Origin of the sequence: Aequorivita sp. Q41 (assembly GCF_039831855.1) — a bacterium.
Taxonomy (GTDB): domain Bacteria; phylum Bacteroidota; class Bacteroidia; order Flavobacteriales; family Flavobacteriaceae; genus Aequorivita.
In genome coordinates, this window is record NZ_JBDPMS010000001.1 from 209,485 (window position 1) to 224,520 (window position 15,036).

Consider the following 15,036-nt stretch of genomic DNA (forward strand, 5'->3'; position numbering starts at 1 on the left):
TATGCTAAAAACATTTTTTCTTTTGTTGTTTTTATTTCGTGCGGGCTTAGGACATGCTATGCCTTTTCTGCAAGACAGTATTCCTGCGCACAAAATTGAAGAAATCCAATACGACAAAACGGAAAATCTAAATTCGCCTATTTTTGACCAACAAACTATTGAAGGTTTTAAAAAAGAAAAGGCTTTTGATTATTATGAAAAACCCGTAGAAGAAAACTGGTGGTCGCAATTTCAAAACTGGGTTTGGGAGCTCTGGTTAAAATTTTGGCACTGGCTTGTGGGCGATTTTGAAGCCGGAGGGTTTATCTCTTTTTTAGTTCACGTTGTACCGTATGCCATTCTTTTTGCTATTGTAGTATTTGTAGTTTGGCTATTTTACAAATTAAATCCCGGCGCAACTTTTTTTAAATCGAAAGAAAAACCCGCCGTTTTCTTTTCCGAAGAAGAGGAAATAATTAAATCAAAAAACATCAGAGAATTAATTGAAAAAGCATTGGAACAAAAAGAATATCGACTCGCTGTTCGGTATTATTATTTGTTGATACTAAAAAAATTAACAGATGCCGAGCTTATAAATTATGAATTTGATAAAACCAATAGCGATTATTTTGCCGAAATAACTTCAGAAAACATCAATACCGGTTTTCGCAAAGTTACGACGCTTTACGATTATATTTGGTATGGAAGCTTTACCGTTACCGAAACCGATTTTATAAAAGCACAACACACTTTCACCTCATTAGAAAATCAAATTCCAAAAACCGTTGACTAAACTTCAAAAAATATTTCTCTTCGGTTTCCTGCTTGTGCTGGCGGCATTGGTCTATACAGAAGCCTCCAAACCACAGCCTGTTAGTTGGTTTCCCAGTTATAGCAAAGAGGATAAAATTCCTTTGGGAACGTATGTTCTCAATGATTTGGTGAAGAAATCATTCAACGAAAACCTTTCTGAAAAAAACATACCTCCTTTTGAAGCTTTACAGGATAGCACCTTAAAAGGAACTTATTTCTTTGTAAATAACACCATTAATTTTGATAAAACCGAACTCGATTCATTGATTAGTTGGGCTAAAAAAGGAAATACCGTTTTTATAGCTGCAAATTATTTGGGAGGAAAACTTCTTGACACATTAAATTTAGAAACAAGCACCGAAGTAACTATTGAAAAAATTGGCAGCGAACCATTGCTGAAATTAGTAAATAAAAAATTCGCTTTGCAAAAACCTTTCCACATAAAAAAGGACCTTTCTGTTCGTTATTTTTCAAAAATAGATACAATTGCACAAACAGTATTGGGTGTTTCTGGCCGATTTATTGATTCATTAAAAATTAAAGAGCCTCGCATTAATTTTATAAAAGCCCCCTTGGGCGAAGGGCAATTTTTTATTCATTTACAACCCGAAATTTTTTCAAACTTTTTTCTGCTTTCTGAAGAAAATACCACACATACAACGCAGGTTCTCTCCTATCTTAACGACGGTAAAACTATTTATTGGGACAATCATTACAAATCTGGAAAGCGTGTAAATATTTCGCCTTTGCGGGTTTTGCTAAGTAATAAGAATTTTAAATGGGCGTATTATTTTCTGCTGATTGGCGCTTTGCTTTTTATCATTTTTGAAGGAAGAAGAAAGCAACGAAGCATCCCAATTGTACACCCCCTCACCAATAAAACATACGAATATACGCAGACGATTGCAGGGATGTATTTAGACAAAAAAGAGAATCATCTAATTGCCAAAAAACAAATTACGCTTTTTTTAGAGTTTATTCGTACCCGATTGCGTGTTCCCACCGAAAATAGCAACGAGCGCTTTTATAAAACGGTTGCCGAACGCAGTGGAAATACACCCGAAGACACCTTAAAACTGTTTACTTTTATTGAAAAAATAAACAATCAAAACAACACAAGCAAAGAAGAATTGTTGAAATTGTATCAAGAAATTAAAGAATTTAAAAAGAAAACCGATGGAAAATCCTGAAGAGCACAATGACGATTTACACTTTAACAACCGTATTCCACTAGACGAACTTAAACTTGCGGTTGACAGCATAAAAAAACAACTTGCCAAGATAATTATTGGGCAAGAAGATTTTGTAGAACTTCTTATTGTAAGTCTTTTGGCAAATGGCCACGTACTTATTGAAGGCGTTCCTGGAATTGCAAAAACCATAACCGCAAAACTTTTTGCAAAGACGTTGAAAACAGATTTTAGTCGCATTCAATTTACCCCCGATTTAATGCCGAGTGATGTTTTGGGAACTTCAGTGTTGAATATGAAAACTTCAGAATTTGAATTTAAAAAAGGGCCCATTTTTTCGAATGTAATCTTGATTGACGAAATAAACCGTGCTCCCGCAAAAACGCAAGCTGCACTTTTTGAAGTTATGGAGGAACGCCAAATCACAATGGATGGCGAACGACATATTATGGAATACCCTTTTGTTGTGCTTGCCACCCAAAACCCCGTTGAGCAAGAAGGAACTTATGCTTTACCTGAAGCACAATTGGATCGTTTTCTCTTTAAAATAAAAGTTGGCTACCCAAATTTAGAACAGGAAATAACCATCTTAAAAACCCATCACCAGCGTAAACAAGCAATTCCAGAAAACGTAATTGAAGGCGTATTAACTCCAGAGGCATTAAAAAAATTCCGCGCACAAGTACAGGATATTTTAATTGAAGATAAAATTTTTACTTATATCGCACAATTGGTAGATAAAACCCGAAACCATCCTCATTTATTTTTGGGTGGGTCTCCAAGAGCTTCGCTTGCTATTATGAATGCTTCAAAAGCATATGCAGCTATTAACGGGAGAGATTTTGTAACCCCAGATGATGTTAAAAAAACATTGGCTCCAGTTTTAAGACACCGAATTATCCTTTCGCCAGAACGCGAAATGGAAGGAATGACGCCCGAATCTGTGATAGATCTAATTTCACAATCCATCGAAATTCCAAGATAAGTGATTAAATTCCTAAAATCCTTCTACCTAACGCCACGGTTTTTTTACGTGATGGCGCTGCTATCAGTATTATTTTTATTTTCCTATTGGTGGGAATGGCTTTATGGAATTATTTGGATTTTGGTTATGGGGTTTGCTCTGTTTATCCTTCTTGAAATTACAATGCTTTTCAGTAAAAATGCATTGGAAGGCGAGCGGATTTTACCTGAAAAATTTTCAAATAGCGACATCAATCCTGTTTCTATACTTTTAGTAAATAAGTATCCTTTTAATATTCATGTGGGAATTATTGATGAATTGCCCATTCAGTTTCAAAAAAGAGATTTTTTAAAAAGTATTTTCATCACAGGAAAAAATAAAAATACGCTTCAGTATGAAGTAAGACCTGTGGAACGCGGCGAATATATTTTTGGAAATTTAAATTGTTACGTCTCTTCACTAATTGGATTGATACAAAGAAGATACACCTTCAACAATCAGCAGATGGTAAAGGTGTACCCATCATTTATTCAAATGAAAAAATATGATTTTTTGGCTATCGATAACAGGCTTTCACATATTGGTTTAAAGAAAATACGTCGCATAGGCCACACCATGGAATTTGAACAAATAAAAGAATATGTGGCTGGCGATGATGTGCGGACAGTGAATTGGAAAGCAACGGGAAAACATGCCCGGCTTATGGTAAACCAATATCAGGACGAAAAAATGCAGCCGGTATATTCAATTATCGATACAAGCCGTGTGATGAAAATGCCTTTCAACGGACTTAAATTATTAGATTATGCGCTAAACAGTTCGCTTGCTTTTTCAAACATTGCTTTAAAGAAAAACGATAAAGTTGGCTTATTAGATTTTTCAAATAAAGCGGAAAAATTTCTTCCAGCGCAAGCAAAAAAAACATATCTGAACAATATTCTTGAAACACTTTATAATATTGACACCAAGTTTTTAGATGCAGATTACGGCGTATTACAAGCAGTAGTAAAACGAAAAATTACACATAGAAGTTTATTAATGCTTTATACAAATTTTGAGCATATTGCTGCGCTTCATAGGCAGTTACCCTACTTACAAGCCATTGCAAAAAAACATGTTTTGGTTGTTATCTTTTTTGAAAACTCCGAATTAAAAGCCTTAACCAATTCTGAAGCGAAAAGTCTCCCAGAAATTGTAGACCAAACCATTGCCCAACAATTTGAGTTTGACAAAAAGCTCATGGTTCGTGAATTACAGCAACGCGGTATTCAAACCATCTTAACTGCACCAGAAGATTTAACCGTAAACACAATAAATAAATATCTGGAAATAAAGGCGAGAGGGCTTTTGTAACATTTCAGCGTAAAAAATCAACAGTTGAGGAATTCTTATTTAGTTTAGAAACGACATTTTAAGACATTTGATTTATAATAATAACCAAAAACTTAAAATCATGAAAACAATCATTATCTCAATTGGCCTTAGTTTTTTCTCCATTCTTTTAAATGCACAATCTGATAGTTCAACCGCTGAAACCGGAACAACAATTACTGTTTCTGTTCCATGTAAAAGTGACGAAGGAAATGTATTAATAGGTTTGTATAACGAAAACACTTTTTTAAAAGCTGCTCCAATAATGAGCTCTAGTGCTGAAATTATTGACGGAAAAGCCACCGCAACATTTAAAAACGTTACGCCTGGAAGCTACGGCATTTCTCTTTTTCAGGATAAGAATAATAATAAACGAATGGATTTTGATACAAATGGAATGCCTACCGAACCTTACGGTGTGTCAAATAATAACATGAGTTATGGACCACCTATGTGGCAAGATGCTAAATTTGAAGTAAGCAACCAGCCAGTTGAAATGGAGATTAGAATGTAAATATTACTGAAAATATATAGTTAAGAAATCCGGTTTTAAACCGGATTTCCTTTTTTTGAGATAAATTCATACAAAATATCAATAAATTTTTCTGATTAAAATTTACCTTTGCATAAATATAACTTACAATGACAATTACACAATTGAAATATGTTTTGGCTGTAGCTGAGCATCAAAATTTCACCAAGGCTGCTGAAAAAACATTTGTAACACAACCCACACTCAGTATGCAAATTCAAAAACTGGAAGACGAGCTTGAAATCTTGATTTTTGATAGAAGTAAAAAACCAATTGAACTTACTGGAGTTGGAAGAAAAATCGTGGAGCAAGCTAGAAATATTGTCAATGAATCGGAACGGATGCAGGATGTTGTAGATCAGGAAAAAGGATTTATAGGCGGTACCTTTAAGCTTGGAATAATCCCTACGGTGATGCCTACTTTATTACCTATGTTTTTAAAAAACTTCTCTAATCGGTACCCAAAAGTACAATTGAAAATTGAAGAATTAAATACGGATGAGATAATTGCTAAGATAAACGATGGCTATTTAGATGCAGCCATTGCTGCAACGCCTTTACAACACGAAAAAATTAAAGAACGCCCTTTATATTATGAACCTTTTGTAGGTTATATTCCATCAAACCATCGTTTGCATTCCAAAGAGAAGCTTGAATTAATGGATCTTGATATTGAAGATATACTTTTATTGGAAGACGGTCATTGTTTTCGAGATGGAATAATTAATCTTTGTAAGGCTACAAAAAATAGTGGAAGTGATAAATTTCAACTTGAAAGTGGCAGTTTTGAAACTCTTATAAAACTTTCAAACGAAGGAATGGGAATGACACTACTACCCTATTTACATACACTGGACATTCTTCCGTCGCAAACAGAGAACTTAAAATATTTTAAAGAACCTTCTCCAGCGCGAGAAGTAAGCCTTATTTACAGTAAAAGTGAACTTAAAATGCAAATTATAACTGCGCTACACGATATTATTTCAGGAGTAATACGTGGTGCTATTGCTTTTCAGGATGTAAAAATAATAAGTCCGATTAAAAAATAAATAACTATAAAACAACTAGTTATTAAAAATCCCTCTGATTTCTCAGAGGGATTTTTTTATGGATTTAAATAAATTAAACATTGATTTAATTGTGGTTTTTGCTTGATAAGTGAGTCTATCCACAGTTTAAGTTCCTCTATTTCATAAGGAAGTAATCTGGTTAACGCTTTTTTCAATTCTTTACAAAACAAATTGACGTCAAAACTTACTTTTGCAAGTACAGCTTTGGTATAATCAAACATTGCTCTTGCCATAGCTAATTGAGATTTAAATAAATTAGAATAACGTAGCTTTTTTCAATAGGCGAAGATTTTTTATTATTTTGAAATTTAAATATAATGAATAATTGTGAATAAACTCCAATTAAAGGAAGCTATAAGCTTGTTAAATATTTGTTAATGACCAGGTTGCCACCTTTTAAAAACATCTTAAATTATTGACAGTAATTCACTTAAGCTTTAGCGTCCATTCAAATTCAAACAAAGAAACCACTTCTCCAGCTGTATTTTTACCTTCTGCTTTTAGATTTACAGTTTGCCCATCTTTTGTTTTAATTGCAGTTTCAATTACCTTTTTTATTAGAACACCATCATTGCATTCAAAGGTAATTCTACCTCTCGCTTTCTTTAAAAATGTTGCTTTATTAGAGGCAACGAGCATTGATATATTTTGGTTACTCTCTTTAATACAAGACATTACCATTGCACCTGTGCTTAATTCGGCGGCCATACCTTGCACTGCCCAAAACATAGATTTAAACGGGTTTTGATTAATCCATCTATGTTTAACTGTTGTGGTACAAGTTTGCGCTGAGATGGTTTTTAACCGTACGCCAGTTAAATAAGCAGAGGGAAGTTTGAAAAATAAAAAAAGATTGATTTTACGTGGGCTGAGCTTCATTTTGAATATATAAACTACGAATATATTCAATAAATTGCTTACTTCCTAGTTGTTAAAAATATGTTAATTTTAGTACTATGCGTAACACACTACTATCTTTTAGACATATATTTGCATAAGAAAATAATAAGTTATGGAAACTACAGTCACACAAAATCAAAAAAACACAAGTGCATTTATTCATTTATCAACTTTTTTGAAATATTTTTTCCCGTTTTCTAATTATATAGCGCCCCTATTAATTTGGACTTTTAACAAGGACAAAGATTTTGTGGATGAGCATGGAAAGGAAGCAATCAACTTTCAATTAAGTATATTAATCTACTTTTTAGTATTAGGATTAATTTGCCTTCCCTTTTTCATTGTTTTCATCACAGATTTTATTTCAATAATTGAAACATTGGATCGTACTGGAGGAGATTTTTCAATAAGTAGCATTCAAAACATTTCCGGATATATGCTTCTGTTTGGGCTAGCAATTTTGCTGCTATTGGGATTGTTTATTTTTGAACTTTACGCAGTAATAAATGCATCGATTCACGCTTCACGCGGACAATTATATCAATATCCATTTTGCATACCTTTTATAAAAACCAACCTTAAAAACCCTATCAAAAATGAGCACATTAGTTAGTTACCTATTAGCTGCCATTTTACAGTTTATAGGCGTAAGCATGCCGAAGGAACAGGAAACTGTTAGCGCAATGACTCATCACCAATGCGAAGAAACCACAAACGTGCTTCCTTATTCATTTATCATCAATCACGAACAGGAATCAAAAACAAGTAAAAACGAATTATGAAAATCGAAAACACAAAAGCGCAAATGCGAAAAGGGGTTTTGGAGTTCTGTATCCTTTCCGTTCTAAAAGACGGTGAAGCTTATACTTCAGACATTCTTGAAACCTTAAAAGACGCAAAAATGCTTGTCGTGGAAGGTACAATCTACCCATTGCTTACAAGGCTTAAAAATGCGGGATTGCTTTCTTACCGTTGGGAAGAATCTACCAGCGGACCACCACGAAAGTATTATGAACTTACCGAAACAGGTAAATTATTTTTAACCGAATTGAACGATACCTGGGCAGAATTGCAACAGGCCGTTAACAAAGTAACCAGCGAAAAAAACACAAAATGAACAAGACAGTAAACATAAATTTGGCAGGCACTTCCTTTCATATAGACGAAGACGCCTTTGGGAAACTTTCGCGCTACCTAGACGCCATTCGCAAATCGCTAAAAGGTGCTGACGGAAGTGAAGAAATAATGCAGGACATTGAAGCCCGTATTGGCGAACTTTTTTCTGAGAAAATTGAAAACCCTACGCAAGTCGTAACACTAAAAACCCTAGACGAAGTAATTGCAGTTATGGGGCAGCCAGAAGACTACGAAGTAGATGATAAAATTTTTGAAGACGCACCTCCAAGTTCAAAAAAACAGGCACAATCACGTGGAAATGCTTCACATAAACAACTTTTTCGTGATATCGACACTAAATATATTGCAGGAGTTTCCTCTGGTTTAGGGCATTATGTAGGCGTAGACGCTATATGGATTCGTTTGTTATGGGTGCTGCTAGTTGTTGCCGGAATGGGATCGCCAGTGGTAGTTTATATATTACTTTGGATTTTGGTACCCGCTGCTGTAACAACTTCAGACAAATTGAAAATGACGGGCGAACCTGTAAATATTTCAAACATTGAACGAAAATTTAAAGAAGGTTTTGACAATGTTGCAGACCGCGTAAAAAATGTAGATTACGATAAATATGGTAACAAAATTAAAACTGGAGCTTCAGGTTTTTTTGACAGCTTGGGAAACGTAATCGTAAGCCTATTTAAAATATTTGCGAAGTTTATTGGAGTATTTATAATCATCGTTTCACTACTTACCATTATTGGACTTGTAGTTGGGTTTTTCACATTTGGCTCCATAGATTTTTGGGGAAATAATGAAATAGTTGAAAACTTTGCGATGATAGACACTACCAATGTACCTATGTGGGTATTGGCATTATTAGGACTTTTTGCAATAGGAATTCCTTTTTTCGCACTCTTTATCCTAGGGTTAAAGCTTCTGATTAGCAATTTGAAACCAATGAGCTCCACCCTAAAAATTTTATTGATTGTAGTTTGGGCTTTATCAATAATTGGGTTGACGGTTTTAGGAATTAAACAAGCAACAGAGCAAGCGTACGATGGTAACTTTATTGAAGAACGCGCTTTAAATGTACATACGGGCGATACTTTACAAATTTCAATGCGAGCAGACAAGCAATATACTTATGAAGTAAGCCGAAGAAACGGTTTAAAAATAAAGTATAACGCGGAGGATAAAAAGGTAATTTACTCGAATGATATTATTTTAAGAATTAAATCTACAAAGGATGCTATCGGTAAAATACTTATTGAAAAATCTGCTGAAGGCAACAATCATCTCGATGCAAAAAAACGCTCTGAAGCCATTGAATACAACTATTCATTTGAAAACAATAAATTAGATTTAGATGGATTTTTCATCACAGATACATCAAATAAATACCGTGCGCAGCAAATTGAAATAACAGTATATGTACCTGAAGGAACTATTATTCATTCAGAAGAAAGCACTACTTCTTATTACGGTTTCAACTCAGATTTTGCTGCATTGAGCGATTGGGATAATGATGCGCATCATTACAGAATTTTGAAAAATAATATTGAATGTCTTGATTGTAAAGTAAAAGAAGAGAACACTGAAGAAGTTGATTCCATAGAATCAATGGAATCTGAAACAACCTTAGACACTTTAAATACAATTAAAAACAAAAACTGGGAAGAAAAAGTAAAAGATGAATTCAAAAATAAAAATGCTTTTACAGAAACTTCTGATGAAATAATTACAGTAACCATTAATTAACAACCAAAATTATACACTATGAAAACAGTAAATATTATTGTACTATTTTGCCTTACTATATCTTTAAGTGCATGTCATTTCAACATTAATACAGGTGAAAATGGCAATGGCAATGTGGTAACAGAAGAGCGTAATGTAACTGAAGATTTCAACACTGTTAGAGGAAGTGCTGGGCTGGATGTATACCTAACGCAAGGCGACGAAAACAAAATTGTTGTGGAAGCTGATGAAAATCTTCTTCCCTATATTGAAACAAATATTGAAGCGGGTAAACTACATATTACTACTTCAGAAAATATTAGAAACTCAAAATCAAAAAAAGTATATGTAACCTATAAGGAACTTACTACTATTGAAGCTAGCAGCGGAGCAGATGTAACTGGAAATTCAGTTATAAAAAGTGAATTATTATCACTAAAAAGCAGCAGTGGTGCAGACTTACAAGTTGAAATTTTTGCAAGAGAAGTAATCGCAAAATGTAGTAGTGGGGCAGATATAGAAGTTAGCGGAAAAGCATCTTTATTAAACGCAGATGCATCTAGCGGAAGCGAAATTGATGCTGAGGATCTTTTGGTTATTAATTGCAATGCAGAAGCTTCTAGTGGCGCTGAAGTAACCGTCAATGTGAAGGAAAAGCTAGAATCTCACGTTAGTAGTGGTGGGCACATAAATTATTATGGTAATCCAATATCGGTAAATGCTAATGAAAGCCATTCGGGAAGTGTAAAGAAAATGTAAAGCTATCGACACTCTTTTTATTTTTAGTGAACCACCGAATTGCCAAAAAGGCTTAACAGAATCATAAACTTCTGTTAGGTCTTTTCTTATTTATAATAATTTTAAGAGTGTTTTTGCGTTATTCTTACAACTTTGAAGCAAACCCTTTAACAATTTAAACTATGAAAAAGATTTTATTATTATTTACAGCATTTGCATTTATAGCATGTAGTTCTGATGATGACGCTGGTGATGCAAACACAAATGAATTTCAACAAATAGAAACGACCCTCCCACAAGGAGAATGGAAAATAACTAGGTTGATTGATGGTGATTCTGATCATACCTCAGATTTTAATAGTTTCACCTTTACTTTTAAAGAAGATGGAACAGTAAATGCCACAAACGATCTTTATACAGAGCCAGGAACTTGGGCTTATGATAACTCTTCAAACAGTGGAGAAGAATTGGTATTACAATTTTCAGAAACGGAGCCGTTTGATGAAATTAATGATGATTGGGATATTGTTTCAATCAGTAGTTCAAAAATTGAGCTTACTGATATAAGTGGCGGCGATGGTGATGTTGAATTATTAACCTTTACGAAGCAATAAAAATTTAATTTTATAATAAACTAAAAGCCCCTCTCAAAATTTTGAGAGGGGCTTTCTAACTTCTTAAAAAGCATTATGCTGTAACTTCTGTTTCAATAGTAGCTAAGTAACGTTCTGCATCTAGCGCAGCCATACAACCGGTACCTGCTGCGGTTACTGCTTGGCGGTATTCTTTATCTTGAACATCCCCACTTGCAAAAACACCTGGCATATTTGTTTTGGTACTTTTTCCTTTGGTTATCAAATACCCGGTATCGTCCATATCTAACTGCCCTTTAAATATGTCTGTGTTTGGTTTATGGCCAATAGCAATAAATAGCCCTGTAATGGCTATTTCTTCTTTTTCACCTGTTTGGTTGTTCACCATTCTAAGCCCCTCAACAACTTGGTCACCTAAAACCTCATCAACTTCCGTATTGTAACGAACTTCCAAATTTTTAGTATTGTTTACTCTATGCTGCATTGCTTTAGAAGCTTTCATAAAATCTTTACGAACAAGCATGGTTACTTTATTACATATATTTGCTAAATAAGTAGCTTCTTCAGCTGCAGTATCTCCTGCTCCAACTATTGCAACATCTTGGTTTTTATAGAAAAATCCATCACAAACAGCGCACGCAGAAACACCCCCACCGCGTAACTTTTGTTCACTCGGTAAACCTAAATATTTGGCTGTTGCTCCTGTTGAAATAATAACCGTTTCAGCTTCAATTTGTGTGGTATTGTCTACGGTTATTTTGTGTAATCCTCCTACTACATCGCTAAACGCAACACTTGTAACCATTCCAATACGTACTTCTGTGCCAAAACGTTCGGCTTGTTGTTGCAATTGCACCATCATTGTAGGACCGTCAATTCCTTCAGGATATCCAGGGAAATTGTCAACTTCTGTAGTTGTTGTCAACTGTCCACCAGGCTCCATTCCTGTGTACATAATTGGTTTTAAATCTGCTCTTGCTGCATAAATTGCTGCAGTATACCCAGCAGGTCCTGAACCTATAATAAGGCATTTTATTCTTTCAATAGTTTCGCTCATGATATTTTGTTCAATAGTTTTTTTCGAATGGTAAAAATAATAACTTTCAAAGTAATGAAACTCTAAAAGTTATGAAGATTTATTATTGTTCTATTCTAATTTCTTATTTCAGACTTAAATTAATGTCTTTTCATAAAATTCTTTCTTGCTTAACTTTATAAATTGCTTATTTTTGATGTGCAATTTTTCGCATTGAATTTGCAACGAAATGCAGTCTAAAATTTACTTTTAGGATGTCGGAAAAAAGGTAAACTCTTACAATAAAAAAATATCGGGATGTGGCGCAGTCTGGTAGCGTACACGTCTGGGGGGCGTGGGGTCGCAAGTTCAAATCTTGTCATCCCGACATAAATAAAAAGTGATTCATAAAATTGAATCACTTTTTTATTAAGAAGAGCTAAGTTTTGATATAAAAAGATGTAAAAGGGTTAACTGAGACCCTGAATTTTAAGCTGAATTGCGACTTGCATTAATATTTCCATACAAAGACCTTACGACCAGTTTTTCATAAATTTGATTATTATCAGTATCTACATCCAAGTTTAACATTTGTAAGGCGTATTGTTGAATTAATAACAATGGTCTCACAATTTCTTCCCTAATCTCAATTGACGTTTTAGACCTTGACTCTGTTTCCATTAAAACAGTCAATTTTGTAATTTTTAAAATCGTCTCGATACTTAGCGAGTATTCATTATAAAGCAGTTGCCAAAACGCTCCATATTCTTTGTTTGATTGCATATAGCGTGTCAAATCAAAAAAACATTTTGTAAGAGACATCATGCAATTATCAATTAAGGTCTTAAATAAAGGGACTTCTGAATATAAATTTTGAAGTTCATTAATTCTTCCTTCTTCAATTATTTTTTTAAATGCTGTGCCAACACCAAAATATCCAGGAACGTTTTGTTTTAACTGAGACCAAGAACCTACATATGAAATTGCTCTTAAATCATTAAGCGTAAGCTTATTGAACTGATTTCTTTTTCCGGGACGACTACCTATTTTTGTTTTATCATAAAATTTTAAAGTAGTCATACTTTCTAAGTAGTCTAAAAACTTAGGATGCTGTTTCAATTTAAGATATTTATCATAACTCAATTCACTTAATTCTTCAAATAAGGCATAATTCTTTTCTGAAATTCGTGTTTTTTCATCCTTATTGAGACTGCTTAAACCAGATGAAATCATTTGTTCTGCGTTAAATGAAAATTTATCAGATGTGCCGTAGGTGCTCGTAATGGTTTGCCCTTGAATAGTTAATTGAATATCATTGTTGGCCATTTCAGGGCTTCGAGCAGCATAAAAGTTAAAAGTCTTCCCACCACCACGGGCTGGTGGCCCACCTCTACCGTCAAAGAAAGCTACTCTTAAATTGTATTTTTTGGTCAAAATAGATAGTTTTTGATTACACTTATAAATTGACCAATTCGCTTTTAAATAACCTCCATCTTTAGTGCCATCAGAAAAACCTAACATAACAGTCTGTTTCTTGCTTCTAGATTTTAAATGATCGAGGTAAGGTTTTAATTCATATAGCTCTTGCATCACTGCTTCACTTCCAGCCATCCCTTTCATTGTTTCAAAAAGAGGAACAAAATCAAACTTAATTTTTTCTGTTTTATGAATCCACCTAAACAGTCCATAAATATTCAATATGGCAAACAAATCTTCTGAGTTGCTAACAATATATCTGTGGCAGCCTAATTCACCATTTAGTTTTTGCAAATCTGGCAATTGCTTTATATTAAGTAGCGTATCCAGAATTACCCCATCAAACCTGCTGTAATCCGGTATTTCTACAAACTCTTTGGTGAGTAAACCAATCAACTCTTTTTCTTCCAGTTCTTCTATAGAATTATTGATTAGGCCATTTGCAATTAAAATTTGTCTTATACATGCTGTATGCACACTGCTGTCTTGCCTGATATCCAAGGAAGCAAAGTGATTTTTAAAGACTTTTACTTTTGTGATTATTTTTTGAAGTTCATCGAGATAGAGTCCCTCGTATTTAGCAATAAGAATGACCCGTATCTTTTCAAAAGTATTTAAGAGTATCTTGTAGTCTACAATTTCCTCTGGATTAAACATTGCCTTGTATAGGGACCCTAGTATTTCGGACAGTTCGTTTTCTATCTCCCTGAAAGTAAGCATGGACGCAAGCGACTTTACATCATGGTAGTAACATTTCATCAATGATATTCTCAATTCATCCACCACTTGCTTGGTATGTTTATGTGAAATATTTGGATTTCCATCCCTATCACCACAGGGCCAAAAACCAAGCATAACCAAATCATAATTATCAAGTCCCTGATATTTAGAGCTTAGCTTATACATAAGTCCACCAATGGCTTCGTAATATTCATACCTACAAATGTGAATGATACTTTTAGCTTCTTCGAAAGGAGTTGGAGAACTAGTGTTGATAAGGCTTGTAAGTCCCAATTGATGGAGCAAAGAATCTACTTTTTCAATATTATTGTTTTTTATTTGTTTTCTCAATTTTACAATTATATCTAAAACAGGGGGTCTGTAAAATTGGGTAGGATGAGCAGTTAGCACTATTCTTACAGAAATATCATTAAGTTTTTGTATCAACTTTTGGAATTCCTCATCCGTATTGCACTTTTTAACCAGTGTAGCTACTAAGACAGAGTCTTGATCTTCCAATTCATAAGGGGAAATGCAATCTTCAATACTGTCAAACAATACAATTTGCCGTTCCACATATTGTATGACTTTAAACATAAAATCGAACTTGTCAACAGCAATTAAATTTTTATAATCCTCATAAAACTGATCGACTATTGTAATCGGATCCTTCCCACTTTCTAAATGAATTTTTGCTGATTTTTCCAATATTGGTATTAAATCCCCAATTTGGTTTGCACCTTCATAACTTAGATTTAGGAAAAGTGCATTATAAATTTGGAACTGTTTTCTCAAATTAAAATTCATAAAAAAGTTTTT

The 15,036-nt window shown here is 33.9% G+C and carries 16 protein-coding genes and 1 tRNA gene; 13 read left to right on the forward strand and 4 right to left on the reverse strand.

Annotation, left to right across the window (positions count from 1 at the left end; genetic code table 11):
- Position 1: 1 nt before the first annotated feature.
- The 6 genes from ABJ955_RS00975 to ABJ955_RS01000 all read left to right on the forward strand — a co-directional run bounded on the left by ABJ955_RS00975 (position 2) and on the right by ABJ955_RS01000 (position 5,898).
- On the forward strand, positions 2 to 772 hold the full coding sequence (locus tag ABJ955_RS00975) for a DUF4129 domain-containing protein (protein WP_347372736.1): 771 nt from the start codon (positions 2 to 4) through the stop codon (positions 770 to 772).
- A complete protein-coding gene (locus ABJ955_RS00980) occupies positions 765 to 1,982 on the forward strand; it encodes a DUF4350 domain-containing protein (protein WP_347372737.1) in 1,218 nt (405 codons plus the stop codon). Before ABJ955_RS00975 ends, ABJ955_RS00980 begins: the two co-directional genes overlap by 8 nt.
- On the forward strand, positions 1,969 to 2,967 hold the full coding sequence (locus ABJ955_RS00985; RefSeq protein WP_347372738.1) for a MoxR family ATPase: 999 nt from the start codon (positions 1,969 to 1,971) through the stop codon (positions 2,965 to 2,967). The genes ABJ955_RS00980 and ABJ955_RS00985 overlap by 14 nt, the downstream gene beginning before the upstream one ends.
- Entirely contained in the window at positions 2,968 to 4,299 is a 1,332-nt protein-coding gene (locus ABJ955_RS00990) for a DUF58 domain-containing protein (RefSeq protein ID WP_347372739.1), read from the forward strand.
- Positions 4,300 to 4,399: 100 nt separating this feature from the next.
- The gene (locus ABJ955_RS00995) at positions 4,400 to 4,831 is read left to right on the forward strand and encodes a DUF2141 domain-containing protein (RefSeq protein ID WP_347372740.1); all 432 of its coding nucleotides are present in this window, start codon (positions 4,400 to 4,402) and stop codon (positions 4,829 to 4,831) included.
- 128 nt (positions 4,832 to 4,959) lie between these two features.
- Complete coding sequence (locus ABJ955_RS01000) at positions 4,960 to 5,898, forward strand: LysR substrate-binding domain-containing protein (protein WP_347372741.1); 939 nt, start codon at positions 4,960 to 4,962, stop codon at positions 5,896 to 5,898.
- A 56-nt stretch (positions 5,899 to 5,954) separates the two neighbouring features.
- On the opposite strand, the gene ABJ955_RS01005 is transcribed toward ABJ955_RS01000, so the two are convergent.
- Together ABJ955_RS01005 and ABJ955_RS01010 are read right to left on the reverse strand one after the other, a co-directional pair.
- A complete protein-coding gene (locus ABJ955_RS01005; protein ID WP_347372742.1) occupies positions 5,955 to 6,152 on the reverse strand; it encodes a hypothetical protein in 198 nt (65 codons plus the stop codon).
- A gap of 193 nt (positions 6,153 to 6,345) precedes the next feature.
- The gene (locus ABJ955_RS01010; protein WP_347374344.1) at positions 6,346 to 6,798 is read right to left on the reverse strand and encodes a DUF4442 domain-containing protein; all 453 of its coding nucleotides are present in this window, start codon (positions 6,796 to 6,798) and stop codon (positions 6,346 to 6,348) included.
- 133 nt (positions 6,799 to 6,931) lie between these two features.
- Here ABJ955_RS01010 and ABJ955_RS01015 point away from each other — a divergent pair, with 133 nt between their 5' ends.
- From ABJ955_RS01015 to ABJ955_RS01040, 6 genes are all read left to right on the forward strand, one after another.
- Complete coding sequence (locus ABJ955_RS01015; RefSeq protein WP_347372743.1) at positions 6,932 to 7,432, forward strand: DUF4870 domain-containing protein; 501 nt, start codon at positions 6,932 to 6,934, stop codon at positions 7,430 to 7,432.
- Entirely contained in the window at positions 7,416 to 7,601 is a 186-nt protein-coding gene (locus ABJ955_RS01020; RefSeq protein ID WP_347372744.1) for a hypothetical protein, read from the forward strand. The genes ABJ955_RS01015 and ABJ955_RS01020 overlap by 17 nt, the downstream gene beginning before the upstream one ends.
- Positions 7,598 to 7,936 carry a PadR family transcriptional regulator gene (locus ABJ955_RS01025; protein WP_347372745.1) on the forward strand — a complete coding sequence of 113 codons (339 nt, stop codon included), beginning with the start codon at positions 7,598 to 7,600 and terminating at the stop codon, positions 7,934 to 7,936. Before ABJ955_RS01020 ends, ABJ955_RS01025 begins: the two co-directional genes overlap by 4 nt.
- Positions 7,933 to 9,696: a PspC domain-containing protein gene (locus tag ABJ955_RS01030; protein ID WP_347372746.1), complete on the forward strand. Its 1,764-nt coding sequence runs from the start codon at positions 7,933 to 7,935 to the stop codon at positions 9,694 to 9,696. Before ABJ955_RS01025 ends, ABJ955_RS01030 begins: the two co-directional genes overlap by 4 nt.
- An 18-nt stretch (positions 9,697 to 9,714) precedes the next feature.
- Positions 9,715 to 10,434, forward strand: a complete 720-nt coding sequence (locus ABJ955_RS01035; protein WP_347372747.1) for a head GIN domain-containing protein — start codon at positions 9,715 to 9,717, stop codon at positions 10,432 to 10,434.
- Positions 10,435 to 10,595: 161 nt separating this feature from the next.
- Positions 10,596 to 11,027, forward strand: coding sequence for a hypothetical protein (locus ABJ955_RS01040; RefSeq protein ID WP_347372748.1), 432 nt, complete (start codon positions 10,596 to 10,598; stop codon positions 11,025 to 11,027).
- A gap of 73 nt (positions 11,028 to 11,100) precedes the next feature.
- On the opposite strand, the gene trxB is transcribed toward ABJ955_RS01040, so the two are convergent.
- The gene (trxB, locus tag ABJ955_RS01045; protein ID WP_347372749.1) at positions 11,101 to 12,063 is read right to left on the reverse strand and encodes a thioredoxin-disulfide reductase; all 963 of its coding nucleotides are present in this window, start codon (positions 12,061 to 12,063) and stop codon (positions 11,101 to 11,103) included.
- Between the two features lie 272 nt (positions 12,064 to 12,335).
- Between trxB and ABJ955_RS01050 the strand changes: the two genes are divergently transcribed.
- A tRNA-Pro gene (locus ABJ955_RS01050) sits at positions 12,336 to 12,409 on the forward strand.
- Between the two features lie 101 nt (positions 12,410 to 12,510).
- Here ABJ955_RS01050 and ABJ955_RS01055 read toward each other — a convergent pair.
- Positions 12,511 to 15,024 carry a phosphoenolpyruvate carboxylase gene (locus ABJ955_RS01055; RefSeq protein ID WP_347372750.1) on the reverse strand — a complete coding sequence of 838 codons (2,514 nt, stop codon included), beginning with the start codon at positions 15,022 to 15,024 and terminating at the stop codon, positions 12,511 to 12,513.
- Positions 15,025 to 15,036: the final 12 nt, after the last annotated feature.